The following is a 25,751-nucleotide window of genomic DNA, read 5'->3' on the forward strand; positions in this document are numbered from 1 at the left end:
CTCGCCTCGCTCCTGCACTCACCGAGAACCGGAACCTACACCCGCTATCCCCGATATGCACAAAATCACCCAATCGGAAAAAATATCCACATGAGTGGGCGAATAAGCGACCTGGACGAGGCGGCAGCCATCGCGTGTCGCCACCTCGCCCACGCCGGCACGGACACGTCTCCGGAGCCGATACCGGACGGCCCCGGCGCCGTCCGCTCCGTCATCGAGGCCGTACGCCGCCGCATCGGCGACCCGGCCGTCTACGGAGGCGCCGTCCGCGGACCGTACGTCCGCTGGACCATGGAGGACCGCACCCTCCTCCTGACACGGAACACCGCGACCACCCTGCACCTGACCGTCCGGGAACCACACGACCTGGCGGAAGCCGAACGGCAGCACTTCGAGCCCGACCTCCACGACATCGACTTCGCCCGCCTGCCGTACATGTGGCGCCTGCACCTACACCCGCCGTGGCCGCCACCGCCCCGTCTCCCCGCGGCCCCGGACTGGCTGACCCTGGAAGCATCCCTCGCCGCACTCCTGCGCAGCTGCGCCGTCTACGCCCCGCAGGTCCTCCCGCCCCGCGGGCACTTCGGCTTCAACATCACCACCTGGAGCACCGGAAGCGGCGACCGTACGGGCCGGACAGTGGGTATCGCCCAGAGCGGCCCGGACCTGACCGTGCTGGTGGACGACCGGGCCGGGCCCGAACCGACCCCCCACGACGAGATGCTGCAACGAGGCTGGGACCACCCACTCGCCGGCTGGTAAGGACACGACGTCCTCGACCCCGACGAGGCCGCCCACGCGGCCGAACTGCTGATCAACGAGCTACGCCTCGACGCACGCACCCCCACCGACCTGCACCTCACCGACACGACGGCGGACCCCGGCCGCCTCGTCATACCCGGCCTGGCAGTCGTCCCCGCCTGACGGGCAGGGGCTACTCCGCCGCGTCGTCGGGCTCCGGACGCCGCACGCGCCGCGACACGCCCCCACGACCCTCCAGGCCCCCGGATACACCCGTCCGCCGCTACCGGTACCGGCGCCCCGGCGTCAGCCACGTCACCGCCAGCAGCCCGCAGCCCTCTCCCTCACTGTCCTCCTCGCCAGGATCGTCCGGCGCCGGTGCCTGACGGACCTGCTCGATCTGCCGCTCGATACCCCGCAGGTTCTCCTGGAGGTCCATGGTCACGACGCCGTCGACGGTGACTTTCAACGGGTCTGCCAGCAGCTTCGCCCTGCGCTCCCCGAGCACTTCCAGCGCGACCGCCCGCGCCGACCTCAGCCGGAAGTACCGGCGTTCCAGGTCCGCGGGGTCGGCATCCGGGCCGAGCTGGGCGAGCAGCCACGACCGCTGGAACTCATCCACCCGTCTCACCTCTCCATCCTGCGGCCGTCTCCCGCCGCCGAGCAGACGCCGGCGGCGGAGAGGGCTCACGACTCGGCGGCAGCCGGGCGGCGCCGGGCTCCGACGAGCGGCGTACCACTCGCCGGGCGTTCCTCGACGCCAACGCGGCACTCCGAGAAGGACGCCGCGGGCTGCGGAAGGTCACCTCCGCGGCCACGATGCACCGGATCAACGACACGCTCTCCTCTGCTCTGACCTGGGGAAACAAGCGCGAGTCGGCGTTCTCCAAAAACTGAGCAGCCCTAGTAGAGCTTCCCCCCACCTCCCGCCCGAAGCCGATCGTGTGGACACCGGAACGTGTCGCGCATTGGAAACGCACGGGTGAGAAGCCTGGACCGGTCATGGTCTGGACCCCCGAGCAGACCGGGCAGTTCCTCGACGGCGTCCGGGACGACTGGTTCTACGAGCTGTGGCACGCCTTCGTCTTCAACGGCCCCCGCCGAGGCGAGATGGCGGCTCTGCCCTGGGCCGGAGGTCGATATAGATGCCCGCTGGATGCGCATCTCCCAGCAGATCGTGGAGGTCGCCTACAAGCTGTACGGCGAGGCCCCGAAGGCTGACAGCGTCCGCACACTCAAGCTCGGCGCGGAAACAGTCGACAACCTGATCGCCTTCCGCGCGAAGCAGGAGCAGAAGCGGCAGGAGTGGGGGGCCGCCTACGTCGAGAGCGGCCGGGTGTGGACGCACGAGAACGGCGAGGCGCTGCATCCCGGCTGGATCTCCCGGCGGTTCAAGCGGCTCGTGGAGCTGTCCGGCCTGCCCCCCGTCCGGCTCCACGATCTGCGGCACCTCGCCGCCACCCTCTCCCTCCTCGCCGGCCACGACATCAAGATCGTCCAGGAAAAGCTGGGCCACGCCTCCCGGCAGATCACCTCCGACACCTACCCGAGCGTCCTGCCCGAGATGATGCAGGCCGAGGCTGAATCGGTCATGGCCATGGTTCCGCGTGCCATTCCGTACACGGTGCGCACCCCGCTGAAGATCCCGGCAGTGGCCTGGCGGGACGGCCTCGCCATCTTCTACGCCCACGGAGCGCGGCTCTCAGGCACCTCCTGGGCCGTTGGCGCCCAGCTCGAACCCGGCTCCGACCCTGTCGGCATGATCAGCCTGGACGGCCGAAGCCAGAGCGACGCCACCGACGCCGCAGCGAAGTGGGTCCGGGACCACTGTGCGACGGACCACCTGGAGCTGCTTCGGGTCGAGAACTTCAGCGACCAGTACCCCGAGGATCAGCGGCCGTACTTCGCCCTCGTCCGCTTCACCGTGGCCCGCTCCGAGGACTCAGGCCCGGAGATCCCGGTGCTGCCGACCGGCCTGGAGCCCGCCTCGGGCAAGAAGGCCCGCCGGCCGTCGAGCCGGTCCCGGAAGCCTCGGGAGACGCCCTCTGTCCACTGATCCGTTCCCGCGTCCACTGAGCGTCCACTGGATCTTGGTCTGAGCGAGTGAGCGCGGGCCGCCACTGCGGAGTGGCGCCCGCGCTCTCACGTTTGTGCAGGTAGAAACGTTATGACGTCTCCACCTCACGGTGGGGCAGGTGGGGCTCGAACCCACGACCGACGGATTATGAGTCCGCTGCTCTGACCGGCTGAGCTACTGCCCCCACACGGCGCGCCGCGCACAAATGTGCGCGCCGTCTGCCGCAGCATAGCCGCTCATACGATCTGCTGCCCGTGTGGGCTGCCGTCCGGCGGCTGTGCACGATCAACAGGACTTCGCCCGTGGGACGTTCGGTTCCCCGCACATGGAAAAGGACCCCTTTCGGGGCCCTTTTCTCCACTGCTCCCCCGACTGGACTCGAACCAGTAACCCTCCGGTTAACAGCCGAATGCTCTGCCAATTGAGCTACAGGGGATCGCGCTCCCCCGACTGGACTCGAACCAGTAACCTGCCGGTTAACAGCCGGCTGCTCTGCCAATTGAGCTACAGGGGAATGCTGCGTGTGCCTCGAATGCTTCGCCGACCGGAACTCCGGACGGCGTGCGCTCGCTGCGACACATACATTAGCGCAAGCAGGGGGGTGCTCCGCCAATCGGTATCGCCACAGGTGATCACCGGCCCCGCAGGGCAGGCGCGCGGCACAGCCCGCAGGTCCGGTGCACCGGCACCGGACGCGACCGGACGCCACCGGCGGACGGCGCCCCGGCGGAGGCGGCACCCCTCCCCGGCGGACGCGCCGCCGACGACACAGAAGGGTGGAGCGATGCGCTACCGGCTCACGTTCATCGCGGGACTGGCCGTCGGATACGTACTCGGCACGCGGGCCGGACGGGAGCGGTACGAGCAGCTGCGCCGTGCGGCCCGGCGGGTCGCGGAGAATCCCGCGGTGCGCAACAGCGCCGAGTCGGCCGCGCTGGGCGGCCGGGAGGTGGCGACGCGGGCGTTCGGCAAGGTTTCGGCCAAGGTCGGCGACCGTATGCCGCAGGCGGTCACCGACCGGGTCCGCTCCCTGCGTGAGCAGCGCGAGGACGATCTGGACGACTGGGGGACGAGCAACACCTGACGGCGCGGCGCCCTTCCCTGGCGGGGCCTGTCGTAAACCCTGGCGCGTCCCCGTGCCGCCGGATGGGGCATCATCTGGGGGCATGGGGAAAGTCGCCGGGTTGGACAGTTCTTCCGAGTGCACACGGATCGTGGTCTGCGATACCGATACCGGTGCCGTCATCAGGCGGGGGTACGCGCCGCACCCCGTCGAGAAGGGGCCCGAGGTCGACCCTCAGGCGTGGCTGATGTCACTGGGCGAGGCGGCCGGCAACGGGCTGCTCGAAGGGGTCCAGGCGATCGGCGTCTCGGCGCAGCAGCACGGGCTGGTCCCGCTGGACGCCGAGGGCGGCGTGGTGCGGCCGGCGCTGGTGGGCAACGACCGGCGGGCGCAGAGCGCCGCGGCCGACCTGACGGACTCGCTCGGCGGGCGGGCCGCGTGGGCGCAGGCCGTCGGCGCGGTGCCGCAGGCCGCGCACCCGGTGACCAAGCTGCGCTGGCTGGCCCGGAACGAACCGGCGAACGCCGCCCGGATCGCCGAGGTCATGCAGCCGCACGACTGGTTGGCCTGGCAGCTGCTGGGCCGCCCGGCGCGGCGCACCACGGACCGCGGCGGCGCCTCCACCACCGGCTTCTGGTCGGCGGCGACCGAGGCGTACCGGCCCGAACTGGTGGAGCTGGCGCTCGGCCATCAGGTACGGCTGCCGGAGGTGCTCACCCCTTGGGGGACGGCGGGCTTCACACCGGAGGGGCTGCTGATCTCCGCCGGGACGGGCGAGACGATGGCCGCGGCCTTCGGGCTGGGCGTGGGCGTCGGCGACGCGGTGATGTCGCTGGGCGCGTCCGGTTCGGTCTTCAGCATCCACCACGAGGCGCTGGCCGACGCGGAGGGGACGATCACCTCGTTCGCCGACGCGACCGGCCGTCATCTCCCGGTGGTGCACACCAGCAACGCGGTACGGGTGCTGCGCGGCGCCGCCGAGATGCTCGGCACGGACCTGGAAGGGCTGTCGGAGCTGGCGCTGAAGTCGACGCCCGGTGCGTACGGCATGGTGCTGCTGCCGTATCTGGAGGGCGAGCGGACGCCTCATCTGCCGCACACCGCGGGGTCGTTGCACGGCATGCGCCGGGAGAGCATGAAGCCGGAGCACCTGGCACGGGCGGCGGTCGAGGGGATGCTCTGCGGGCTCGCCGACGCGCTGGACGTGCTGCGCGGCCGGGGTGTGGCCGTCAACCGGGTCTTCCTGCTCGGCGCGGCGGCGGAGCTGACCGCGGTGCAGGCGGTGGCGCCCGCGCTCTTCGGTGTGCAGGTCGTGGTGCCGCAGCCGGCCGAGTACGCGGCGCTGGGCGCGGCGCGGCAGGCGGCGTGGGCGCTGGGCGCGGCGCACGGCACGCTGCCCACCGCCGAGCCGGGTGGTCCGTCCCAGCCGCCGCAGTGGCCGGCCGCCGCGAGCCAGGTCTTCGAGCCGGGTGAGGAGCTGCCGGTGGGCCAGGCGGTGCGCCAGCAGTACGCGGCGGTGCGGGACGAGGCGTATCCGGGGGCGTTCGCCGCTTCGGTGCCCGCGCAGGAGGCGTTCGTACCGGAGGGGTGAAGCGGGCGGAGGGAGCGGCGGGCGTCAGTCGAGGTAGCCGCGGAGCTGGTCGGCGTAGGCGTGGTCGCGGAGTTTGCCGAGGGTCTTGGACTCGATCTGGCGTATGCGTTCGCGGGTGACGCCGAAGAGGCGGCCGACCTCCTCCAGGGTGCGGGGGCGGCCGTCGGCGAGTCCGTAGCGGAGCTGGACGACGCGGCGTTCGCGTTCACCGAGGGTGGACAGGACGGCGTCGAGATGTTCGCGCAGGAGGAGGAAGGCGGCGGATTCGGCGGGTGAGGGGGCGTCGCCGTCCTCGATGAGGTCGCCGAAGGAGACGTCGTCCTCCTCGCCGACCGGGGCGTGCAGCGAGACCGGTTCCTGGGCCAGGCGCAGGATCTCCGCGACGCGTTCGGTGGTCAGGCCGAGGTGGGCGGCGATCTCGTCATGGGTCGGCTCGCGGCCGGTCTCCTGGAGGATGCGGCGCTGGGTGCGGACCACGCGGTTGATCAGTTCGACGACGTGCACCGGGACGCGGATGGTGCGGGCCTGGTCGGCGAGGGCGCGGGACATCGCCTGGCGGATCCACCAGGTCGCGTACGTGGAGAACTTGAAGCCGCGGGCGTAGTCGAACTTCTCGACGGCGCGGATCAGGCCGAGGTTGCCCTCCTGGACGAGGTCGAGCATGGTCAGGCCGCGGCCGAGGTAACGCTTGGCGACGGAGACGACGAGGCGGAGGTTGGCCTCGATCAGACGGCGTTTGGCCATCCGGCCGCGGACCACCAACGTGTCGAGGTCCTCGGCGAGTCGGGAGTCGAGGTCCGGGGTGCGGGCCAGCTTCTCCTCGGCGAAGAGCCCGGCCTCGACGCGGCGCGCGAGGTCGACCTCGTCGGCGGCGCTGAGCAGCGGGATGCGCCCGATCTCGCGGAGGTACTGACGGAATAGGTCGGCGGACGGCCCCGCCGCCTCGGGGCGCGGCGGCGGCCCGGGGACGGCCTCCTCCTCGTCCTCGGGGGCGGCCGGGGCCCCGGGGTCGTCCGGGAGACGCCCGGTCTCCGGCGACGGGGGCGGGCCGCCGCGGGCGGGGCCGGTGGGCTGGGCGGGGACGCGGAGCGGGCGGGGGCCGCGGCGGCGGGCCGGGGCCTCCTCCCCCTGCGGCAGGGTCGTCCCGGTCGCGGCCTGCGGGGCGCCGGGCGTCCCGGGGAGGATCTGGCTCTGCACGGGGGCGACCTCCAGGGGATTCGCTGCGCGGGCGGCGGGCTCCGGGAGCGGCGGCGGGCCGGCCGTCGTACCGCGAGGGGCCGCGGGCGGGAAGCGGGTGCGCGGGAGCGGATGGGGCGCGGCTGGCTCGCGCACCACTCCTCAGTGTGGAGTACGACACAGGGCTGCCACGAGGGGCGTGCGAGCACTTTCTGAGTTCGTTCCGTGACCGTACGGCTACGCCGGGGTGTCGGGCGGAGCGCGCCGTCCAGGTGTGCGGGGCGCGGGGGGCTCGTGGGGGTGTGGCGTCGTGGGTGAGGAGCCGGACGGATCGGGCTCGGTGGCCCGGGTGGAGGCTGTGGTGGGTGGCCGAGAGCGGGCGAGCGGGGCGGGGCGAGCCACCGGGGCAGCGGGCCTGGGGCCGGCGGGGCCGGGCCGGGGAGCGTGACCGGGCCGCCGGGGCAGGGCGGTCCGGTCGGCACCGAAGCGACGGCGGGGCCAGGGTGACGCGCGGTGGGAGGGAGGCGGCGGCCGGGCGGGAGAGCCGGGACGCCAGGACGGGCACCTCAAGCCGGGCGCCCGGAGGGTGGCGGGACGCTCGGGGAGGCCCGAGGCGGCCCCGCCTCTACAGCGCCGCGTAGCCGCGTTCGCGGAGGGACTGGCCGTACTGCTGGAGGACCCAGAGTTCGTTCTGGACGGCGGTGAGGTGGTCGGGGTCGGCTCGGGGGCCGAGGCGTTGGAGGGTGCTGCGGATCTCGGTGACGCGTTGGTTGACGGCGGCGAGGCGGACAGCGACGAGCTGGACTCCGGCGTAGGCCTCGTCGGGGTCGCGGCGGGTGTGCAGCGGCTCGACGATCAACTCGGTGACCAGGGCGCGGACGGTGTCGTCGGGGGCGGCCTCGCGGACCCGCTGGACGTAGCCGTCGTCGTGCGAGGCGGCGCCGCCGGCGTCCTCGATGCAGCGGCGGACCACGGCGTAGGGCGGGGCGGTGAACTCGTCGGTGCCGTACGCGTCGAAGGCCGGGGAGACGAGGTCGGGGCGTTGGAGGGCGAGCTTGAGGAGTTCGCGTTCGACGCGGTGGGCGGGGCTGCGGAGGTTGAGCGCGGGGCCGCGCGGGCCGGGAGCGGGGGCCTCGGGGCCGGGCGGCGGGGTCTGGCCGCGGGGGGCCCGGCGGGGCGGGCCGTCGCCGCCGTCGCGGCCGCGCTCGCGGGCCCAGCGGGCGAGCTGGGCGACGCGGCGGACGACGAACTGGGTGTCGAGGATGCCGAGCATCCCGGCGAGCTGGACGGCGACCTCGTGCTGGGCGCCGCTGTTCTTGATGCGGGCGACGACGGGCGCCGCCTCGTCGAGGGCGGCGGCGCGGCCCGCGGGGGTGTCCAGGTCGTAGCGGCTCACGATCTGGCGGAGGGCGAACTCGAAGAGCGGGGTGCGGGGTTCGACGAGATCGGCGACGGCGGCGTCGCCCTTGGCGAGGCGCAGTTCGCACGGGTCCATACCGTCGGGGGCGATGGCGATGTACGTCTCGGCGGCGAACTTCTGGTCGTCCTCGAAGGCGCGGAGGGCGGCCTTCTGACCTGCGGCGTCACCGTCGAAGGTGAAGATCACACGGGCCGAGCCGTTGTCCATCAGCAGCCGGCGGAGGATCTTGATGTGGCCCTCGCCGAAGGCGGTGCCGGAGGTGGCGATGGCGGTGGTGATACCAGCGAGGTGGCAGGCCATGACGTCGGTGTAGCCCTCGACGACGACCGCGCGGGAGGTCTTGGCGATCTCCTTCTTGGCCAGGTCGATGCCGTACAGGACCTGGCCCTTCTTGTAGATCGGGGTCTCGGGGGTGTTGAGGTACTTGGGGCCGTTGTCGTCGTCGCGGAGCTTGCGGGCGCCGAAGCCGACGACCTCGCCGGAGATGTCGCGGATCGGCCACATCAGGCGGCCGCGGAAGCGGTCGATGGGGCCGCGGCGGCCGTCCTGGGAGAGGCCGGAGAGGATCAGCTCCTTGTCGGTGAAGCCGCGGCCGCGCAGGAAGCGGGTGAGGTGGTCCCAGCCGGCGGGGCTGTAGCCGACGCCGAAGTGCTGGGCGGCGGCCTGGTCGAAGCCGCGCTCGGCGAGGAAGCGGCGGCCGATCTCGGCCTCGGGTGAGTCCAGCTGCTCGGCGTAGTAGGCGGCGGCGGCCTTGTGGGCCTCGACCAGGCGGGTGCGCTCGCCCTGCTGGCGGCCGGGGGCGTAGCCGCCCTCCTCGTAGCGCAGGGTGATGCCCGCTTGGGCTGCGAGGCGCTCGATGGTCTCGGCGAAGGAGAGGTGGTCGATCTTCATGATGAAGTCGACGGTGTCGCCGCCCTCCTGGCAGCCGAAGCAGTGGTAGAGCCCCTTGGCGGTGCTGACGTGGAAGGACGGGGACTTCTCGTCGTGGAACGGGCACAGGCCCTTGAGGTTGCCGCCTCCGGCGTTGCGGAGCTGGAGATACTCGGACACGACGGCGTCGATCGGGACCGCGTCCCGCACCGCCTTCACGTCGTCATCGTTGATCCTGCCTGCCACGCATGAATTCTACGGCCGGGCGCCGACAGTCCTGTCCGGGCCGCCGGGTCAGGGTGCGGCCGGGGCGCCGTCCATCAGCTCCAGGAAGCGGTCGAGGGCGATGTTGCCGCCCGAGACGATCACGCCGACGCGGGGCGGGAGCGCGTCGATCCGGCCGCTGAGCAGGGCGGCGAGGGCGCAGGCGCCGCTGGGTTCGGTGACGATCTTGAGGCGTTCGAAGGCGAAGCGCATGGCGGCGCGGATCTCGTCGTCGGTGACGAGTGCGACGGAGTCGAGAAGCCGCCGGTTGATCGCGAAGGTCAGCTCGCCGGGCGTCTCGGTGGCCTGGCCGTCGGCGATCGTGCGCGGTACGGGGAGGGTGACGCGCTCCCCGGCGGCCAGGGAGCGCGCGGTGTCGTCGCCCGCCTCGGGCTCCACGGCGATCATGCGGATACCGGGGACGAGGGCGGTGGCGACGGTGGCGCAGCCCGCCGTCAGGCCGCCCCCGCCGGCCGGTGTGAGCAGCGCGCCGAGCGGCCCGGTCTCCTCGATCAGCTCCAGGGCGGTGGTGCCTTGACCTGCGATGACGTCGGGGTGGTCGAAGGGCGGGACGAGGGCGAGGCCACGCTCCTCGGCCAGGGCGCGGCCCAGGGCGGTGCGGTCGCCGGTGTAGCGGTCGTACGTGACGATCTCGGCGCCGTAGCCCTCGGTGGCCTCGCGCTTGGAGCGCGGGGCGTCCTCGGGCATCAGGATGACGGCGGTGGTGCCCAGCTCGCGGGCGGCGAGGGCGACGGCCTGGGCGTGGTTGCCGGAGGAGTAGGCGGCGACGCCGCGGCGGCGCTGTTCGGGGGTGAGGCGGGCGAGGGCGTTGTAGGCGCCGCGGAACTTGAACGCGCCGGTGCGCTGGAAGGACTCGCACTTGACGTGGACCTCGGCGCCCACCAGCGCGTCCAGGGTGCGCGAGCGCAGCACGGGGGTGCGGTGGGCGACGCCCGCCAGCCGGGCCGCGGCCTCCCGGACGGAGCCGAGGGTGACGGCCGCGGGGCCGGCGGGCGGGACGGGGCCGCTGGGGCCCGGGGTGCGAGCGTTCATGGCGGCACGCTACGGGAGCAGGCTCTCCAGCGGTACCGCCGGGTCGGCCAGGGCCGCGGGGTCCAACGGGTGGCCGGAGCGGATGAGTTGCTGGATCGGGCCGGTGACGTCCCAGACGTTGACGTTCATCCCGGCGAGCAGCCGCCCTTCGGACAGCCAGAACGCGATGAACTCGCGTTTGGCGACGTCACCACGGCAGACGACCTGGTCGTACGAGCCGGGCGGGGCGTAGCCGGAGTACTCCATGCCGACGTCGTACTGGTCGGAGAAGAAGTACGGGACGCGGTCGTAGGTGACGTCCTGGCCGAGCATGGCGCGGGCGGCGGCGGGGCCGCCGTTGAGGGCGTTGGCCCAGTGCTCGACGCGGACGCGGGTGTCGAGGAGCGGGTGGTCGGCGGCGGCGACGTCACCCGCGGCGTAGATGTGCGGGTCGGAGGTGCGCAGGGCCGCGTCGACGGCGATGCCGCCGCCGGTGGCGCGGTCGGCGAGGGCGAGTCCGGCCTGTTCGGCGAGGGAGGTGCGGGGGGCGGCGCCGATGGCGGCGAGGACGGCGTGGGCGGGGTGCTCCTCGCCGTCGTCGGTGCGGACGGCGAGGACCATGCCGTCCTGGCCGACGATCTCGGTGAGGCGGGCGCCGAAGTGGAAGCGGACGCCGTGCGCGCGGTGCAGATCGCCGAAGAGGTCGCCCAGTTCGGGGCCGAGGACGGGGTGCAGCGGGGTGGGCTCGGCCTCGACGACGGTCACCTCGGCGCCGTAGGAGCGGGCCGCGGCGGCGACTTCGAGGCCGATCCAGCCGGCGCCGGCGATGACGAGGTGGCCGTTGTCGCGGCCGAGGGAGGCGAGGACGCCGCGCAGCCGCTCGGCGTGGGCGAGGCGGCGCAGGTGGTGGACGCCGGCCAGTCCGGTGCCGGGGATGTCGAGGCGGCGCGGTTCGGCGCCGGTGGCGAGCAGCAGCTTGTCGTAGACGATGAGGGTGCCGTCGCCGAGGCGGACGGTGCGGGCCTCCGGGTCCAGGCGGACGGCGGGCTGGCCGAGGTGGAGTTCGATGTCGGCGCCCGCGTACCAGGCGGGTTCGTGGACGAAGACGCTGTCGCGCTCCTCCTTGCCGAGCAGGTATCCCTTGGACAGCGGCGGGCGTTCGTACGGGTGGTCGCGTTCGTCGCAGATGAGGATCACCCGTCCGGTGAAGCCCTCGGCGCGGAGGGTCTCGGCGGCTTTCGCGCCGGCCAGGCCACCCCCGACGATGACGAACGTCTGGTGTGCTTCGACCACTTGCTTCCTCCTCGTTGTCGGTGCCGTACGTCCGCTGCCGCGGGCCGTGCGCGTCGCCGATCGTTCCCCCGCTGTTCGGTCCCCCGGTTACGCTCCCCCGTTCTCCGTCCTCGTTACCGTGTTTCGCCGTCGCGCGACGGTGCGGGTGTCGCGCCGGGCGACACCCGCGTGGGTGGGCGCCCCGGACGCGGTCGCGCGGTCCGAGCCTCCCGCACGGCGGGGGCGGACGGAAGGGTCCGGTCCGGCGCGTCATCGGGTGGCGAGGTCAGCGCGTGCCGGGGGCGCGGGTGAGGCGGGCGTGGAGGCTGCGGGCCGAGGCGTCGGTGAGGGCGGCGATCTGGTCGATGACGACGCGCAGCCGGGCGGTGTCGCCGGCCTCCTCGAAAAGTGACCGGAATTGGGGGTCGAGGCCGTCGGGGGCGCGGCGCAGCAGGGCCTCGGCGAGCTCGGTGAGGACGATGCGCTGGTCGGCGCGGAGGGCTTCCTGGTCGGGGCGTTGCATGACGTAGCGGTCGGCGACGGCCTTGAGGACGGCGCACTCCAGGCGGGTGTCCTCCGGGACGACGAGCGAGGCGGCGTACCGGGTGAGGCGGCCGGTGCCGTACGCGGCGCGGGTGGCGGTCTCGGCGGCGGTGCAGAAGCGGCCGATGAGCTGGCTGGTGGCGTCCTTCAGGCGGGCCTGGGCGAGGGCGGAGCCGTCGTAGCCGTGCGGCCACCACTCCTGGTCGAGGAGGCGGTCGAGGGCGGCGGCCAGGGCTTCGGGGTCGGCACCCGGGGCGTAGCGGCGGGCGGCGACGGCGAAGATCTCGGCGCGTTCGGCATCGGCGAGCAGGAGGTTGGGGTCGAGGTGGCCGGCGTGCAGTCCGTCCTCGACGTCGTGGACGGAGTAGGCGACGTCGTCGGACCAGTCCATGACCTGGGCCTCGAAGCTGCGGGCGGCGCCGGGGGCGCCCTCGCGGTACCAGGCGAAGACCGGCAGGTCGTCCTCGTAGACACCGAATTTGGGCGAGTCCGGGTCGGTGGGGTGACCGCCCCGGGGCCAGGGGTACTTGGTGGCGGCGTCCAGGGCGGCGCGGGTGAGGTTGAGTCCGACGCTGACGGGGGTGCCGTCGGTGGTGGTGCGGAACCGTTTGGGCTCCAGGCGGGCGAGGAGGCGGAGGGACTGGGCGTTGCCCTCGAAGCCGCCGCAGGGGGCGGCGACCTCGTTGAGCGCCTGTTCGCCGTTGTGCCCGAAGGGCGGGTGGCCGAGGTCGTGGGCCAGGCAGGCGGTCTCGACGAGGTCCGGGTCGCAGCCGAGGGCGGCGCCCAGTTCGCGGCCCACCTGGGCGCACTCCAGGGAGTGGGTGAGGCGGGTGCGGGGGCTGGCGTCCCAGAGGTGGGTACGGGCGCCGGGCGTGACGACCTGCGTCTTCCCGGCGAGGCGGCGCAGGGCGGCGGAGTGCAGGACCCGCGCCCGGTCCCGTTGGAAGGCGGTGCGGCCGGGGCGTTTGTCCGGTTCGGTGACCCAGCGTGCGGCGTCCGCCGGGGTGTAGCCGGGGGTGGCGGACGGCGGACCGGACGGCGCGCGATGGTCCGGGTGCGCCCCCGGAGTCTCCTCACGGCCGGTGTCGTTACGGCCGGTGTGTGCAGGAATGCCCGTCATACGGCGACGGTAGCCGCCCTGGTGGAGTACCGGGCGGAACCGTCGCCTCCGGGAACATCTCCGGCGGCCGGGCCTTCCCCTCGGGCGAGCGCCTCGTCGTAGCGGTGCAGCAGCAGGCGGGCCAGGGCCGGGTGGTCGCCCAGCGGGGCGGCGGCGGTGTCCGGTGCGGCGGCGGCGCACCGGGCGGCGAACAGTCCCGGGGCGGTGAAGCACCCGGCGACGGCGATCCGGCGGTGTCCCCGGGCGGCCAGCGCGCGGACCGCCCCGGGGACGGTGGGTGTGGCGGCGGAGGCGTAGCCGGGAACGACGGGGAGGCCGCCGAGGCGGGCCGACAGGAGCGCGGCGACGGCTTCGGTGCCGGCGGCGGAGCGCGGGGCCCGGGATCCGGCGGCGGCGAGGACGACGGCGGTGTGGGCGGGGCGGCCGGGCGCGGCGTACCGGGTGAAGCCGGCTTCGGTGAGGCGGCCGTGCAGCGCCTCGGCGAGCAGCGGGTGCGGGCCCAGGGGCGCGGCGATCCGGCCGTCCAGGTGCGGGGCGGCGGCGAGGGCGGCTGGCAGGTCGTGGGTGACGTGGTGGCCGGGGGCGAGGAGCAACGGCACGAGGACGGCGTCGCCGCGCAGCCCGGCGAGGGTGTCGGCGAGCAGCGGCCGGGCGAGCCCGAGGTGGCCCAGCCGGACGGGCAGCCCCGGGCGGAGCGCCCGGACCCGCGCCAGCAGCGCACGGACGGCGGGCAGGGCCTCCGGGTCACGGCTGCCGTGGGCGACGGCGACGAGGACGGGGGCGCTCGGGGCGTGGCCCCGGGGGACGGCGGCGGAGGTCGAGCGTCCGGGGGCGGGGGTCGGTCCGCCCGGGGACGGGCCGTACGGGAGTGAACCGTACGGGGCCGGTCCGTGGGAGGGCGGGTGGGCCGGGCCCGGTCCTGCCGGGCGTGGGGGTGCCGGGGCCGGTCTGCCTGGCTCCGGTCCGCCCGCGTTCGGTCCGGCCGGGGGCGGCGGTGTGTCGGAGTCCGGTCCGCCCGGGGGTGGACCGCCCAGGCCCGGTGCCTCGGAGTCCGGTCCGCCCAGGGGTGACCCGTAGGGGGCCGGTCCGCCGGGCGCGTACGGGGTTGCGCCCGGTGGGCGGAGCGGGGTGCGGGGGTGGGGCGCCGTCATGGGGTGAGGCTGCCGAGTGGGCGTTTCGGGGGCGTTTCCCGAGCGGGAACGCGCGGTAACCGGGGGCGCCTCCCACGGGAAGGGGGTGTGAGAGGGCGGAACCGGGGGCGCGGGGCGGTGGCGCCGCGCCCCCGGTGCGGGGCTGCTTGGCCACCGGGTGCGGGCCGCCCCGTGCGCCGGGCCGGGGGCCTCGCCATCGGGTGCGCGGGCGCCTCGGACGCCGGGCCGGGGGCTTGCCATCGGGTGCGCGGGGCGCGGGGCACCCGGTACGGGCCCGGGGCCGCTCGACGCACTCCCGGGCACCGCTCTCTCCCGCGCATCGACCGGGCTCGCACCCCGGGCCCGGCTCCGTACGCGTCCCCGCTCCCGCCCCCGCCACTACCCCCGGCGCGCTTCCGCCGCCTCCTCGTGCGCGTCGATCTCCTTGAGGTACTTCTCGCGGGTCGGCTCGTCCAGGAAGGCGGCGTGGAAGGAGTTGCGGGCCAGGGTGCGGAGGGTCGCGTCGTCCAGGTGGAGGGCGTCGCGGACGGCGGTGAAGTTGTCGTCGGCGTAGCCGCCGAAGTAGGCGGGGTCGTCGGAGTTGACGGTGACCAGCAGTCCGGCGTCGAGCATGGCGGGCAGCGGGTGGTCGGCGAGGTCGTCGATGACGCGCAGCCGGACGTTGGAGAGCGGGCAGACGGTCAGCGGCGTCCGCTCGGCGGCGAGGCGGGCCACCAGGCGCTCGTCCTCCATGCTGCGCACGCCGTGGTCGACGCGGTCCACGCCGAGGATGTCCAGCGCCTCCCAGACGTACGCGGGCGGGCCCTCCTCACCGGCGTGCGCGACGCACTTGAGCCCCGCCTCGCGGGCGAGTGCGTAGACCTCGCGGAACTTCGACGGCGGGTGGCCGACCTCGGCGGAGTCGAGGCCGACGGCGGTGATGCGGTCGAGGTGTGGGCGGGCCGCCTCGAAGGTGGCGAGGGCCGATTCGGCGCTCTCGTCGCGCAGGAAGCACATGATCAGGCGGGTGGTGATGCCGTGGCGTTCGGGGGCGGCGTCGAGCGCGCGGGCCAGACCGCCGATCACGGTGGCGAGGGGGACACCGCGGGCGGTGTGGGCCTGCGGGTCGAAGAAGATCTCGGCGTGCCGGACGCCCTGGGCGCGGGCGCGGGTGAGGTAGGCGTCGGCGAGGTCGTGGAAGTCGTCCTCGGTACGCAGGACGGCCATCAGGGCGTAGTAGAGGTTCAGGAACGACTGCAGGTCGGTGAAGGAGTAGGCGCGGCGCAACTCGTCGCGGGTGGCGTACGGCAGGGTGACGCCGTTCCGCTCGGCGAGGGCGAAGGCCAGCTCGGGCTCCAGGGTGCCCTCGATGTGCAGATGCAGTTCGGCCTTGGGAAGCGGCGCGGGGGCGGGGGCTGCGGGCGGGGAGGAAGGCACGGTCACACCTGTTCTGCGGTACGGATCGGGGGCCGGTCGGCGAATTCGCCCAGGTTAACGGTGGTGGGGGACATTACGGACGGTGGGCCGGTGGCCGGTCGGCCGGGGGCGGCGGGCCCGGTCGCGACCGTCCCGGGCCGTCCGGGCGGGGGCGCGTCGGAGTGCGGCCGCCCGTACCGGTGGCGCGGCCCGGCTGCAACCGGGCCGGGCCGTTCTGCGTCGCTCACGGAGGTGCGGGCCGGTGGCGGCCCCGGGGAGCGGAGGAGCGGGATGCGGTGGCCGAGGTGGCGGGTGCGGTGGCGGTTGCCGCGGACCCGGCGGGGACAGCGGCGTGCCTACCAGGTCACGGTGGCGCTGACGGTACTGGCGCTGGCCCCGGCGACCTGGCTGAACGTCTCCGCGGGGCCGCGCGTACGGGCGCTCGACGAGGTGCCGCGCGCCCCCGTGGCGGTGGTGTTCGGCGCGGGGCTCTGGGACGGTGAGCCGTCGCCCTATCTGGCGGACCGGCTGGACGCCGCCGTGCGGCTCTACCGGAGCGGCACGGTCCGGGCGCTCCTGGTGACCGGCGACCACAGCCGGACCGACTACGACGAGCCGGACGCGATGCGCCGCTATCTGGTGCGCCACGGCGTCCCGGGGCGGCGGATCGTCGGGGACCACGCCGGGTTCGACACCTGGGACTCGTGCAGCCGGGCCCGCCGGATCTTCGGCGTCCGGCGCGCCGTGCTGGTCAGCCAGGGTTTCCACATCCGGCGGGCGCTGGCCCTGTGCACGGCGGCGGGGATCGACGCGTACGGCGTGGGCGTCGCCGCCCCGCACGACGTGACCTGGCTCTACGGCGGCGTACGGGAGATCGCCGCGGCGGGGAAGGCGGCGGCCGACGCGGCTCTCCGGCCCGACCCGCACTTCCTGGGCCCGCACGAACCAGGGCTGACGGCGGCGCTGCGGTAGGGCGGCGGGCGGCCGGGGCGCCCCGGTGCGGCTGCCTTCCGGGGCAGGCGCGTCCGGGGCGCCCCGGCCGTGGGGGCACCGTCCCCGGGTGCGTAGCCGGGTGCGGTCCGCCCGGCGGACCCGAGGGGGCGCCGGGCAACCGCCGGTCAACTACCGTGAGGCCGCGGGCCGTTGGGGCAGGTGATCGTGGTCCGGCTGCCCCGGGGCGGCGGTCTCTCCCCCGCCCCTGGGACACCTGGGCGGCCGGCCCCGGGGGCACCGCGCCACCGGCCCTGGTCGGCCCTGGGGCCGTCCCGGAGCAGCGGGCCGCTCCGGGACCCCGCACAGGCGGCCGGCCCAGGAGCGCCGCACCGCCGGGCCCGGCAGCTCCGGGCCGGGCTGCCCGAACGGGCCCACCGCGTCCCCGCCCCGCGGGCATCGAGCCGGGCCCGCCCCGGGGGCCCGGCGGGCACCCCGTCGCGTCCCTGGGACGCACCGCCGCACGCCCCTGGGGACGGGACACCGGCCGCCCCCTGGGTACGCGCGGGCCTGCCCCGGGGGCACCCGCCTCCGGGTTCAGCCCGTGAGGGCCCGGAGGTACAGCGTGATGATCTCCGCGCCGTAGTAGGGGCTGTAGGAGGTGCGGTCGGCGTGCGGACCGTCGGGGCCGCCGCCGTTGAGGCCGCCGATGTTGCCGATGACGCGGCCGGTCCTGGTGCGCTCGTCGAAGTGGGTGAGCCAGGGGCTGCCCGAGGTGCCGCCGTGGAAGCCGTTGCACTCCATACGGAGCTGGCGGTAGCCGGCGAGCCGCTTGGTGCCGGTCTCGCAGCGTACGGCCCGGTCCTGGGGGTCGTTGCGGACGCTGGGGTAGCCGATGACGGTGACGTCGTTGGTGTAACCGGGCGTCGGGGTGAGGGTGTTGCCCCCGGTGAGCGATTCGATGGTGCGACCGCGCCGGTCGGGGGCGACGGTGGCGAACGCGAAGTCCAGGTTGGAGGCGGTGCCCGTGGTGCCGTGCCCGGGGTAGGTGAAGGACTTGGTGATCGCCCACACCCCGTAGGGCTGCTTGCCCGCCCCGGAGCGGTACTTGGGGACGAACGCGGCGCGCGTACCGGGGTTGCAGTGGCCCGCGGTGAGCAGGAGGTTGTGGCGCGGGCTGGTGACCACGCTCGCGGTGCAGTAGTGCGCGCGGGCGTCCTTGTCGACGGAGAAGAGGACGCCGACGGACGGGATGCCGTCGATGTGCCGGGCGGTCGGCACCGACGCCGCGGCCGGGGCGGCCGAGGTCAGCACCTGCGGGCCGCCCGCCGCGGAACCGCGGGGCAGCGCCGCGGCCATCTTGGCGGGCGTCCAGAAGTCGGCGGCCGCCTCGGCGGTCCAGGACGCGGCGGCCGAGGTGATGGTGATCCGCGGGGCGTGGCCGTCACCGGTGGCGGACGGCTTCGGGGACGCGGCGGGGGTGCCGCCCCCGGGTGCGCCGGGTGCCGCGTGCCCCTGGGGGCGGTCGTCGGAGCCGGGGGCGGCGCCGGCCTGGCTGACCGCCGCGGTGGTCAGCCAGGCGGCCAGCCCGAGGCCGGTGCCGAGTGCCGCCACCACCGCTTTCCCGCGGTGCTTCCTGCCGTGTCGTCGCATGTCAGCGGGTCTCCTTCGCGATCCAGTCGAGATAGTCCGCCGAGCCGCGCACCACGGGCGTCGCGATGATCTCGGGGGTGTCGTAGTCGTGCGCCGCCCGGATGTGGGCCTCCAGCGCGTCGTAGCGGGCCTCGGTGGTCTTGAACAGCACCTGCACCTCGCGGCTGGTCTCCACGGCGCCCGCCCAGCGGTAGACGGCGGTCATCGGGGCGCTGACCTGCGCACACGCCGCCACCCGCGCCGCGATCGCCCCGCGCGCCAGCTCCTGCGCCTTCGCCTCGTCGTCGGTGGTCGTCAGCACGGTCAGACAGCCCACCGGCCCCTCGGCGGGGTCGGTGGGCTCGTACGGGTCGGTCACGTGGGCGCACCTTTTCGGGTCGGTCCCGGGCGGGACGGTTCTGGCTGACGGCGTCGGCGGGACGCGTCGTGGGCGGAGCGGTCCGGTCGCTCCGCGGACGGGACGAGTCCTGGGCGGAGCGGCCGAGTTGATCTCCGGACGGCATGGTACGGACCCGGACGATCACCGTGGAGGCGCACGGCACCACCTGCCGGGTCCGAAAGGCGGCGGACCCGTGCGGGCGGAACGCGCGGGGCGTGCGGCCCTCCGCGCACGCCGGTGCCGGGACGTCCGGGCACCGGGCGCGCGGCCCCACGGCGCACGCCCCGGCCGCCGCACGCGGGCGCCCGGCGCGCGGCCACCCCGGTCACGCCCCCCTCCGCCGAGCCCTCCGAGCCGTCCCGGGACGGTCCTTCCGGACCACTTTGGCGGCCCGGCTTGCGCCCTGCCGACCAGGGCCCACGATGGAAACGGGACGGACGGCACCGGCCCGCCCCGGGAACCGCGGGCCACGGTACGGCCGGCATGCCCGGTGAGCCGTACGGCCGGGACGGCCCGGTCGCGGGCGGCCGGACGGGCGGAAGCGGGACGGCCGGACGCCCGGAAGGACCGGCCGGGCACGGCGGAAAGGGCACGGCATGGACAGCGACGTCAACGACCTCAAGGCCCTCGTCCGCGATCGGCTCGACGACGCGCGCGCCTCGGCGCACGGCCGCAGCGCCCATCTCTTCCTGCACGACGGGCCGTTGCGGCAGACCGTGATCGCGCTGCTGGCCGGCCGCGCGCTGGACGAGCACAACGCCCCGCCCGCCGCCAGCCTGGAGGTGCTGCACGGCCGGGTCCGCCTCACCGCGCCGGGCGGCAACCGGGAGCTGGTCGCCGGGCAGATCGCCCGTATCCCCCAGGAGCGCCACGCGCTGCACGCCGTCGAGGACTCCGCGGTCCTGCTCACCGCCGTCACCGCCGTCCCGGAGACGCCCCGGCCCGCCCCGGCGGGGTCGGCGACGGCCCAGGGGTGAGGCGGTCGGCGCCGGGCGCACACGCCCCCCGGTGGCGGGGCGTCCTCGGTGGGCTCAGCCCCCGCCCCACTGGTCGTACGCCAGCTTGGCCAGCAGGGCGACGACCACGACCACCAGGACGCCGCGGACGAAACCGGCGCCGCGTTCGAGCGCCATACGGGCGCCCACCGCGCCGCCGACGAGGTTGAACAGGGCGAGGACCGCGCCCAGTTGCCAGAGCACGGCGCCCTGGAGGGTGAACACCGTGAGCGCGCCCACGTTGGTGCAGACATTGACGATCTTGGCGGTGGCGGAGGCGGCCACCAGGTCCATCCGGAGCACCGCCGACAGCGCGACGATCAGGAACGCCCCGGTGCCGGGCCCGATCAGCCCGTCGTAGAAGCCGATGCCGAGGCCCGCCACGAGGATCGCCGCGAGCACCCGGCGCCGGGTGACCGGGCCGGACGGCGCGGACGCGGTCCCGAAGGACGGGCGGAGGAGGACGAACGCGAGCACGCCGAGCAGGATCACCATGATCAGCGGGCGGAGCACCGCGCTGTTGATCCCGGCGGCGAAGAACGCGCCGCCGAGCGACCCGGCGAGTGCGGCGAGCCCGATGCGCAGCGCCGTCCGCAGGTCGACGGGGGTCTTGCGGGCGTAGGTCACGGCGGCGGCGGTGGTGCCGACGACGGCCGTGGACTTGTTGGTGCCCAGGATCTGGACGACGGGCGTGTGCGGCAGTCCGACCAGCAGCGCGGGGAGCAGCAGCAGGCCGCCGCCGCCCACGACGGCGTCGATCCAGCCCGCGGCGAGCGCCGCCAGGCAGAGCAGGGACAGGACGGTGGGGGATATGTCAGCGGGCACGGGGCGATCCTACGAACGCGGGGCACCGGCACCGGCGTTGTCCCCGGGCGGCCGGGCCGAGGCCCCGCCACCGGGCGGCCCCTGGAATCACCGCCGCCCGGCCCCGCCGCCGTCAGGGCACGCGATCCCGTCACGGGCCGGTGACCGAACCGCCGCGTTCGCCACCACGGCACGGCCCCTCGCCGCCCCGGCCCGCGCCCTCGGAGCCGGCCCGGGGCCCGCCCGCGGCCCGCCCGGGGACGCGCACCGCACGGCCGCACGCCGCCACGGCGCGCAACTCCCCTCACCGCCAGGGCCCGCGCCGCCACGACCGCCCCCACGGCCCTCCGCTCGCACCCCCGCCCCGGGCCCGCAAAGCCCTCAGCGCTCGCGACCCCGTAGCCGCCCGGCGCCCGGCACCCGCCCCTGCGCCCCTCCCCCGCACCCCACGCGCCCCTCACACCCCCGCTCCGCACCCGCTGAGCAGGGCGTTCCGCGCGGGTAACAGCGGGGTTCCCCGGGAGTAACAGCGGCGGCGGACGCTGGACGCCGTCCGGTCCCGCGCCCTGGCGATCCGTCGCCACGCCGCCCGCTCCCTCGTGTTGGAGGCCCCGACATGGCCGCAGCCGCCGCCCCGCGCCCCTCTGCCGCAGCACCCCCCGATTCCGGCCCGGGGCACAGACCCGTCCTCGTCCTCATCGGGCACGGCATGGTCGGCCAGCGCTTCCTGGAGGAGCTGGCCGAGCGGGGCGTCACCGCACGGACCCGGGTCGTGGTGCTCGCCGAGGAGCCCCGCCCGGCGTACGACCGCGTCCAGCTGACCTCGTACTTCGCCGACCGCGGCGCCGGGGAACTCGCCCTGGGCGACCCGGAGTTCCTCGACCGGAACGGCATCGAACTGCGCCTGGGCGACCCGGTGACGGCGATCGACCGGCAGGCCCGCACCGTCACCGCCCGCTCCGGCCACACCGTCCGCTACGACACGTTGGTGCTGGCCACCGGCTCGTACCCGTTCGTGCCGCCGGTTCCCGGGCGGGACGCCACGGGCTGCTTCGTCTACCGCACCCTCGACGATCTCCTCGCCATCGAGGAGTACGCGGGCCGCTCCCGTACCGGCGCGGTGATCGGCGGCGGACTGCTGGGCCTGGAGGCGGCCGGGGCGCTGAAGGGCCTCGGACTGCGCACCCACATCGTGGAGTTCGCGCCCCGGCTGATGGCCCTCCAGGTCGACGAGGGCGGCGGGCGGGCACTGCGCCGTACGGTCGAGGAGCAGGGGCTGCGGGTGCACACCGGGGTCGCCGGCCGGGAGATCGTCACCGACGCGTCCGGTGCGGTCACCGCGCTTCAGCTGTCGGACGGCGCCCGGATCCCGGCGGGCCTCGTGGTGTTCTCGGCGGGCGTACGGCCGCGCGATCAGCTGGCGCGCGCGTGCGGGCTGCCGGTCGGGGAGCGCGGCGGGATCGTCGTGGACACCCGGTGCCGCACCGCCGATCCGGCGGTCTACGCGATCGGCGAGTGCGCGCAGACCGCCGACGGCCGGGTGTACGGCCTGGTGGCGCCCGGGTACGAGATGGCCCGCACCGCCGCGGCGGCGATCGCCGGACCGGACGCGCCCGCGTTCACCGGGGCGGATGTGTCCACCAAGCTGAAGCTGCTCGGGGTGGACGTGGCGTCGTTCGGCGACGCCCACGGCGACACGGACGGCAGCCTCGACATCGTCTACGCGGACGCCCGCGCCGGGATCTACAAGAAGCTGGTGGTGGGCGCGGACGGGACGCTGCTCGGCGGGGTACTGGTCGGCGACGCCGAGGCGTACGGCATGCTGCGGCCGCTCACCGGGTCGGTGCCGCCGGTGGCACCCGAGGAACTGGTGGTGCCCACCGGGGCGGGTGCCGCACCGCTCGGCCCGGGGACGCTGCCCGACGACGCGGTGCTGTGCAGCTGCCACAACGTCACCACCGGCGCCGTCCGCGCGGCCGTCACCACGCACTCCTGCGCCTCCGTGCCCGAGGTGAAGGCGTGCACCAAGGCCGGTACCGGCTGCGGAAGTTGCGTGCGGACACTCACCGCCGTCGTCAACGACACGCTGGCCGCGTCCGGCGCCGTCGTCGACCCCGGACTGTGCGACTGCTTCCCGCACACCCGCGCGCAGCTGTACGAGATCGTCCGGACACTGCGGCTGACCTCGTACGACGCGCTGCTGCGGTCGCACGGGCGGGAGGCGGCCCGGGGCGGCGAGGGGTGCGAGGTCTGCAAACCGGTGGTCGCCTCGATCCTGGCGTCGCTGGCGCCCTCGGTGGGCGCCGGCGGGTACGTCCTCGACGGCGAGCAGGCGGCGCTCCAGGACACCAACGACCACCATCTGGCCAACCTCCAGCGCAACGGCTCGTACTCGGTCGTGCCGCGGATCCCCGGTGGTGAGATCACCCCGGAGAAGCTGATCGTCATCGGGGAGGTGGCCCGCGAGTTCGGGCTCTACACGAAGATCACCGGCGGGCAGCGGATCGATCTGCTGGGCGCCCGCGTCGAGCAGCTGCCGCGGATCTGGGCGCGGCTGGTGGCCGCCGGTTTCGAGTCCGGGCACGCGTACGGCAAGGCGCTGCGGACGGTGAAGTCCTGCGTGGGACGGACCTGGTGCCGCTACGGCGTGCAGGACTCCGCGCGGATGGCGATCGCACTGGAGCTGCGCTACCGGGGGCTGCGCGCACCGCACAAGCTGAAGGCGGCGGTCTCCGGGTGCGCCCGCGAGTGCGCGGAGGCGCGCGGCAAGGACTTCGGCGTCATCGCCACCGCGAGCGGCTGGAACCTCTACGTGGGCGGCAACGGCGGCGCCACGCCCCGCCACGCCGACCTGCTGGCGCAGGACCTCTCCGACGCCGAACTGGTGCGGCTGACCGACCGGTTCCTGATGTTCTACATCCGCACCGCCGACCGCCTGGAGCGCACCGCGGCGTGGCTGGAGCGGATCGAGGGCGGGCTCGACCACGTACGGGATGTGGTGGTGCACGACTCCCTGGGGCTCTGCGCGGAGCTGGAGGCCCTGATGGCGACGCATGTCGCCCACTACGAGGACGAGTGGGCGCTCACCCTCGCCGACCCGGAGCGGCTGACCCGCTTCGCCTCCTTCGTCAACGCGCCGGGCGTACCGGACCCGTCCGTCCGCTTCGTGCCCGAACGCGACCAGATCAAGCCGGACCTCACCCTGCTGGCCGGCCCAGAACTGCCCGTACGCACACCGGAAGGGACCTTCGCGCGATGACCTCCACGATGACCTCCACGGAGACGGAAGCCGCCACGGGAGCCGGCGGAGGAGCTGTTACGGACGCGTCCCCCGGGGCGGCCACGGGGCGCGCCCCCGGCGTGCGGGCCGTTCCGGGCGCCGCCCCCGGCGCGACGGCGCCCGTCGTCGAGGTGCGCGGGCCCGGCGGCTGGTTCCCGGTCTGCCCGCTCACCGCGCTCACCCCCGGGCGCGGGGCCGCCGCACTGCTGCCCGACGGCGCTCAGGCGGCGCTCTTCCGCGACCGGACGGGAGCGGTCCACGCGATCGGCAACCGCGACCCGTTCACCGGCGCGCAGGTCCTCTCCCGCGGCCTGACCGGCTCCGCCGCAGGCCGCCCGTACGTCGCCTCCCCGCTGCTCAAACAGCGCTTCGACCTCTCCACGGGGGTCTGCCTGGACGATCCGGGGACGACCGTGCCGGTGTACCCGGTACGGGTCCGGGAGGCGTAGCGGGACGGGGCGCCGGGGCGGCGGTCAGGGCGCCGTCCCGGGGCGACCGGCCACCGGCCACCGGACAAGGGGCCGCCGGGGCCGGCGTACGTCCTCCGAGCTGCCCCGGGGCGGGCGCCCGGGGAGGAGCAGAGCCCGGGGAGAGGCTTCCCCGGGGGTGCCCGCCGCCCGAGAGGAGTCTCCGCCCGGGGCCGCCGCCGGCAGAGAGGCGAGCACCCGAGGGCAGAGCCCCCGCAGAAGGCCGGCCCAAGGGGAAACCCGGCCCGGGAAGAGGGGCAAACTCCCAGGCCAGGGACCCGGAAAGCAGAGAGGAAACAGGCGCCTCCCGCCCCGTCGCCGCACGCGGGCGCCTCCGCTCCCCCGCTCGCGCCCAGCCCCGTGCGCCCCCGGCGTACGCTGATGCGCGTCCCCGACGGATCCCGACGGAGGAGTCGCCGTGCCCCGGTGGAGCCCCAGCCACATCCCGGACCAGACCGGCCGCTGCGCCGTCGTCACCGGCGCCAACAGCGGTATCGGCTACGCCACCGCGCGCGAGCTGGCCCGGCGCGGCGCCCGGGTCGTGCTGGCCTGCCGCAACACGGCGCGCGGTGAGGCGGCCCTCGCCGAGCTGCGGCGCGAAGTGCCCGCCGCCGAGGCGGAGTTCCGCCGCCTGGACCTGGCCGACCTCGCCTCCGTCCGCGCCTTCGCCGACGGGCTGGACAGCTTCGACGCCGTCCGCCTCGACCTGCTCATCAACAACGCGGGCGTGATGGCGCTCCCCCGGGGCACCACCGCCGACGGTTTCGAGCGGCAGATCGGCGTCAACCACCTGGGGCACTTCGCCCTCACCGGACTGCTGCTGCCCCGGCTGCTCGCCACCCCGGGCGCCCGCGTCGTCACCCTCTCCAGCTTCCTCCACGCCCTCGGCGGCGGCATCGACCCCGACGACCTCAACAGCGCCCGCTCCTACCGGCGTTGGCGCGCCTACGCCCGCTCCAAGAGCGCCAACCTCCTCTTCGTCCACGAGCTGGCGCGGCGGCTGGCGGCGGCCGGCTCCGGTGTCGTCGCGGCCGCCGCGCACCCCGGGTACGCCGCCACCAACCTGATGACCACGGCGCCCCGCATGGAGGGCCGCCGGTCCGCGGAGCGCCTGATGGAGCTGGGCAACCGGCTCTTCGGCCAGAGCCCCGAGGGCGGCGCGCTGCCCGTGCTGTGCGCCGCGACCGCGCCGCACCTGAAGCCGGACACCTTCGTCGGCCCCCGCGCCCTGCTCCGCGGCGCCCCGGCCCCCTCCCCCCGCGCACCCTGGGCCCGCGACGACGAGGCCGCCGCCCGCCTCTGGACCGTGTCGGAGGAACTCACCGGCGTGCACTACGACTTCACGGAGCGCGGCCCCCGGAAACCGGCCTGAGCCGGGCCCGCGCACCGCCCCGGGGCGGCCGTCCGGAGCGCCCCGGATGCCGACCGGCGCGCGGGTGCCCGGCGCACGCCCCCGGGGTAGAGTGACGGCGCATTCCCGGTGGACGAGACGAGGAGGTGGGACCCATCACCGCTGTATCCGGTGGGT

The 25,751-nt window shown here is 75.1% G+C and carries 20 protein-coding genes and 3 tRNA genes; 9 read left to right on the forward strand and 14 right to left on the reverse strand.

Going from position 1 to position 25,751, the window contains the following annotated elements; genetic code table 11:
- Window positions 1-90: 90 nt before the first annotated feature.
- Window positions 91-762: a hypothetical protein gene (locus tag ACZ4M8_RS02930; protein WP_467602850.1), complete on the forward strand. Its 672-nt coding sequence runs from the start codon at window positions 91-93 to the stop codon at window positions 760-762.
- A gap of 262 nt (window positions 763-1,024) precedes the next feature.
- On the opposite strand, the gene ACZ4M8_RS02935 is transcribed toward ACZ4M8_RS02930, so the two are convergent.
- A complete protein-coding gene (locus ACZ4M8_RS02935; protein ID WP_467602851.1) occupies window positions 1,025-1,363 on the reverse strand; it encodes a hypothetical protein in 339 nt (112 codons plus the stop codon).
- A gap of 534 nt (window positions 1,364-1,897) precedes the next feature.
- Between ACZ4M8_RS02935 and ACZ4M8_RS02940 the strand changes: the two genes are divergently transcribed.
- A complete protein-coding gene (locus tag ACZ4M8_RS02940; RefSeq protein WP_467602853.1) occupies window positions 1,898-2,797 on the forward strand; it encodes a tyrosine-type recombinase/integrase in 900 nt (299 codons plus the stop codon).
- A 131-nt stretch (window positions 2,798-2,928) separates the two neighbouring features.
- Here ACZ4M8_RS02940 and ACZ4M8_RS02945 read toward each other — a convergent pair.
- The 3 genes from ACZ4M8_RS02945 to ACZ4M8_RS02955 all read right to left on the reverse strand — a co-directional run bounded on the left by ACZ4M8_RS02945 (window position 2,929) and on the right by ACZ4M8_RS02955 (window position 3,332).
- Window positions 2,929-3,002: transfer RNA gene (locus tag ACZ4M8_RS02945), tRNA-Ile, on the reverse strand.
- Between the two features lie 179 nt (window positions 3,003-3,181).
- A tRNA-Asn gene (locus tag ACZ4M8_RS02950) sits at window positions 3,182-3,254 on the reverse strand.
- Window positions 3,255-3,259: 5 nt separating this feature from the next.
- Window positions 3,260-3,332 (reverse strand) — tRNA-Asn (locus ACZ4M8_RS02955).
- 270 nt (window positions 3,333-3,602) lie between these two features.
- On the opposite strand from ACZ4M8_RS02955, the gene ACZ4M8_RS02960 reads away from it, so the two are divergent.
- Complete coding sequence (locus ACZ4M8_RS02960) at window positions 3,603-3,902, forward strand: YtxH domain-containing protein (protein ID WP_467602854.1); 300 nt, start codon at window positions 3,603-3,605, stop codon at window positions 3,900-3,902.
- 82 nt (window positions 3,903-3,984) lie between these two features.
- Entirely contained in the window at window positions 3,985-5,472 is a 1,488-nt protein-coding gene (locus tag ACZ4M8_RS02965; RefSeq protein ID WP_467602856.1) for an FGGY family carbohydrate kinase, read from the forward strand.
- Window positions 5,473-5,496: 24 nt separating this feature from the next.
- Here the strand turns inward: ACZ4M8_RS02965 and ACZ4M8_RS02970 are convergent, their stop codons facing one another.
- From ACZ4M8_RS02970 to ACZ4M8_RS03000, 7 genes are all read right to left on the reverse strand, one after another.
- Entirely contained in the window at window positions 5,497-6,669 is a 1,173-nt protein-coding gene (locus tag ACZ4M8_RS02970) for an RNA polymerase sigma factor (RefSeq protein ID WP_467602858.1), read from the reverse strand.
- A gap of 604 nt (window positions 6,670-7,273) precedes the next feature.
- Window positions 7,274-9,184 carry a DNA primase gene (gene dnaG, locus ACZ4M8_RS02975; RefSeq protein ID WP_467602860.1) on the reverse strand — a complete coding sequence of 637 codons (1,911 nt, stop codon included), beginning with the start codon at window positions 9,182-9,184 and terminating at the stop codon, window positions 7,274-7,276.
- A gap of 48 nt (window positions 9,185-9,232) precedes the next feature.
- Complete coding sequence (locus ACZ4M8_RS02980) at window positions 9,233-10,255, reverse strand: pyridoxal-phosphate dependent enzyme (RefSeq protein ID WP_467602861.1); 1,023 nt, start codon at window positions 10,253-10,255, stop codon at window positions 9,233-9,235.
- Between the two features lie 9 nt (window positions 10,256-10,264).
- Window positions 10,265-11,527: an NAD(P)/FAD-dependent oxidoreductase gene (locus tag ACZ4M8_RS02985; RefSeq protein WP_467602863.1), complete on the reverse strand. Its 1,263-nt coding sequence runs from the start codon at window positions 11,525-11,527 to the stop codon at window positions 10,265-10,267.
- A 265-nt stretch (window positions 11,528-11,792) separates the two neighbouring features.
- On the reverse strand, window positions 11,793-13,169 hold the full coding sequence (locus ACZ4M8_RS02990) for a deoxyguanosinetriphosphate triphosphohydrolase (protein WP_467602865.1): 1,377 nt from the start codon (window positions 13,167-13,169) through the stop codon (window positions 11,793-11,795).
- A complete protein-coding gene (locus ACZ4M8_RS02995) occupies window positions 13,166-14,320 on the reverse strand; it encodes a sirohydrochlorin chelatase (protein WP_467602866.1) in 1,155 nt (384 codons plus the stop codon). Before ACZ4M8_RS02995 ends, ACZ4M8_RS02990 begins: the two co-directional genes overlap by 4 nt.
- Before the next feature lie 378 nt (window positions 14,321-14,698).
- Complete coding sequence (locus tag ACZ4M8_RS03000) at window positions 14,699-15,736, reverse strand: adenosine deaminase (RefSeq protein ID WP_467602868.1); 1,038 nt, start codon at window positions 15,734-15,736, stop codon at window positions 14,699-14,701.
- A 270-nt stretch (window positions 15,737-16,006) separates the two neighbouring features.
- Here ACZ4M8_RS03000 and ACZ4M8_RS03005 point away from each other — a divergent pair, with 270 nt between their 5' ends.
- Complete coding sequence (locus tag ACZ4M8_RS03005; RefSeq protein ID WP_467602869.1) at window positions 16,007-16,687, forward strand: SanA/YdcF family protein; 681 nt, start codon at window positions 16,007-16,009, stop codon at window positions 16,685-16,687.
- Between the two features lie 555 nt (window positions 16,688-17,242).
- On the opposite strand, the gene ACZ4M8_RS03010 is transcribed toward ACZ4M8_RS03005, so the two are convergent.
- Window positions 17,243-18,298, reverse strand: a complete 1,056-nt coding sequence (locus ACZ4M8_RS03010; RefSeq protein ID WP_467602871.1) for a trypsin-like serine peptidase — start codon at window positions 18,296-18,298, stop codon at window positions 17,243-17,245.
- 1 nt (window position 18,299) lies between these two features.
- Window positions 18,300-18,656, reverse strand: coding sequence for a divalent-cation tolerance protein CutA (gene cutA / locus ACZ4M8_RS03015; RefSeq protein WP_467602873.1), 357 nt, complete (start codon window positions 18,654-18,656; stop codon window positions 18,300-18,302).
- A 617-nt stretch (window positions 18,657-19,273) separates the two neighbouring features.
- On the opposite strand from cutA, the gene ACZ4M8_RS03020 reads away from it, so the two are divergent.
- The gene (locus ACZ4M8_RS03020) at window positions 19,274-19,654 is read left to right on the forward strand and encodes a cupin domain-containing protein (RefSeq protein WP_467602874.1); all 381 of its coding nucleotides are present in this window, start codon (window positions 19,274-19,276) and stop codon (window positions 19,652-19,654) included.
- A gap of 54 nt (window positions 19,655-19,708) precedes the next feature.
- On the opposite strand, the gene ACZ4M8_RS03025 is transcribed toward ACZ4M8_RS03020, so the two are convergent.
- The gene (locus tag ACZ4M8_RS03025) at window positions 19,709-20,497 is read right to left on the reverse strand and encodes a sulfite exporter TauE/SafE family protein (RefSeq protein ID WP_467602876.1); all 789 of its coding nucleotides are present in this window, start codon (window positions 20,495-20,497) and stop codon (window positions 19,709-19,711) included.
- 595 nt (window positions 20,498-21,092) lie between these two features.
- Between ACZ4M8_RS03025 and nirB the strand changes: the two genes are divergently transcribed.
- The 3 genes from nirB to ACZ4M8_RS03040 all read left to right on the forward strand — a co-directional run bounded on the left by nirB (window position 21,093) and on the right by ACZ4M8_RS03040 (window position 25,595).
- Entirely contained in the window at window positions 21,093-23,735 is a 2,643-nt protein-coding gene (nirB, locus tag ACZ4M8_RS03030; RefSeq protein ID WP_467602877.1) for a nitrite reductase large subunit NirB, read from the forward strand.
- Window positions 23,736-23,743: 8 nt separating this feature from the next.
- Complete coding sequence (gene nirD / locus ACZ4M8_RS03035; RefSeq protein ID WP_467603451.1) at window positions 23,744-24,205, forward strand: nitrite reductase small subunit NirD; 462 nt, start codon at window positions 23,744-23,746, stop codon at window positions 24,203-24,205.
- A gap of 436 nt (window positions 24,206-24,641) precedes the next feature.
- On the forward strand, window positions 24,642-25,595 hold the full coding sequence (locus tag ACZ4M8_RS03040; protein ID WP_467602879.1) for an oxidoreductase: 954 nt from the start codon (window positions 24,642-24,644) through the stop codon (window positions 25,593-25,595).
- Window positions 25,596-25,751: the final 156 nt, after the last annotated feature.

It is taken from the genome of Streptomyces sp. NPDC027185 (assembly GCF_055567035.1).

Bases quoted from the DNA above. Each gene is read 5' to 3' on its own strand.
- ACZ4M8_RS02930 (WP_467602850.1), top strand. From the start codon at position 91: ATGAGTGGGCGAATAAGCGACCTGGACGAGGCGGCAGCCATCGCGTGT.
- ACZ4M8_RS02940 (WP_467602853.1), top strand. From the start codon at position 1,898: ATGCGCATCTCCCAGCAGATCGTGGAGGTCGCCTACAAGCTGTACGGC.
- ACZ4M8_RS02960 (WP_467602854.1), top strand. From the start codon at position 3,603: ATGCGCTACCGGCTCACGTTCATCGCGGGACTGGCCGTCGGATACGTA.
- ACZ4M8_RS02965 (WP_467602856.1), top strand. From the start codon at position 3,985: ATGGGGAAAGTCGCCGGGTTGGACAGTTCTTCCGAGTGCACACGGATC.
- ACZ4M8_RS02980 (WP_467602861.1), bottom strand. From the start codon at position 10,255: ATGAACGCTCGCACCCCGGGCCCCAGCGGCCCCGTCCCGCCCGCCGGC.
- ACZ4M8_RS02990 (WP_467602865.1), bottom strand. From the start codon at position 13,169: ATGACGGGCATTCCTGCACACACCGGCCGTAACGACACCGGCCGTGAG.
- ACZ4M8_RS02995 (WP_467602866.1), bottom strand. From the start codon at position 14,320: ATGACGGCGCCCCACCCCCGCACCCCGCTCCGCCCACCGGGCGCAACC.
- ACZ4M8_RS03005 (WP_467602869.1), top strand. From the start codon at position 16,007: ATGCGGTGGCCGAGGTGGCGGGTGCGGTGGCGGTTGCCGCGGACCCGG.
- ACZ4M8_RS03010 (WP_467602871.1), bottom strand. From the start codon at position 18,298: ATGCGACGACACGGCAGGAAGCACCGCGGGAAAGCGGTGGTGGCGGCA.
- ACZ4M8_RS03020 (WP_467602874.1), top strand. From the start codon at position 19,274: ATGGACAGCGACGTCAACGACCTCAAGGCCCTCGTCCGCGATCGGCTC.
- nirB (WP_467602877.1), top strand. From the start codon at position 21,093: ATGGCCGCAGCCGCCGCCCCGCGCCCCTCTGCCGCAGCACCCCCCGAT.
- nirD (WP_467603451.1), top strand. From the start codon at position 23,744: ATGACCTCCACGGAGACGGAAGCCGCCACGGGAGCCGGCGGAGGAGCT.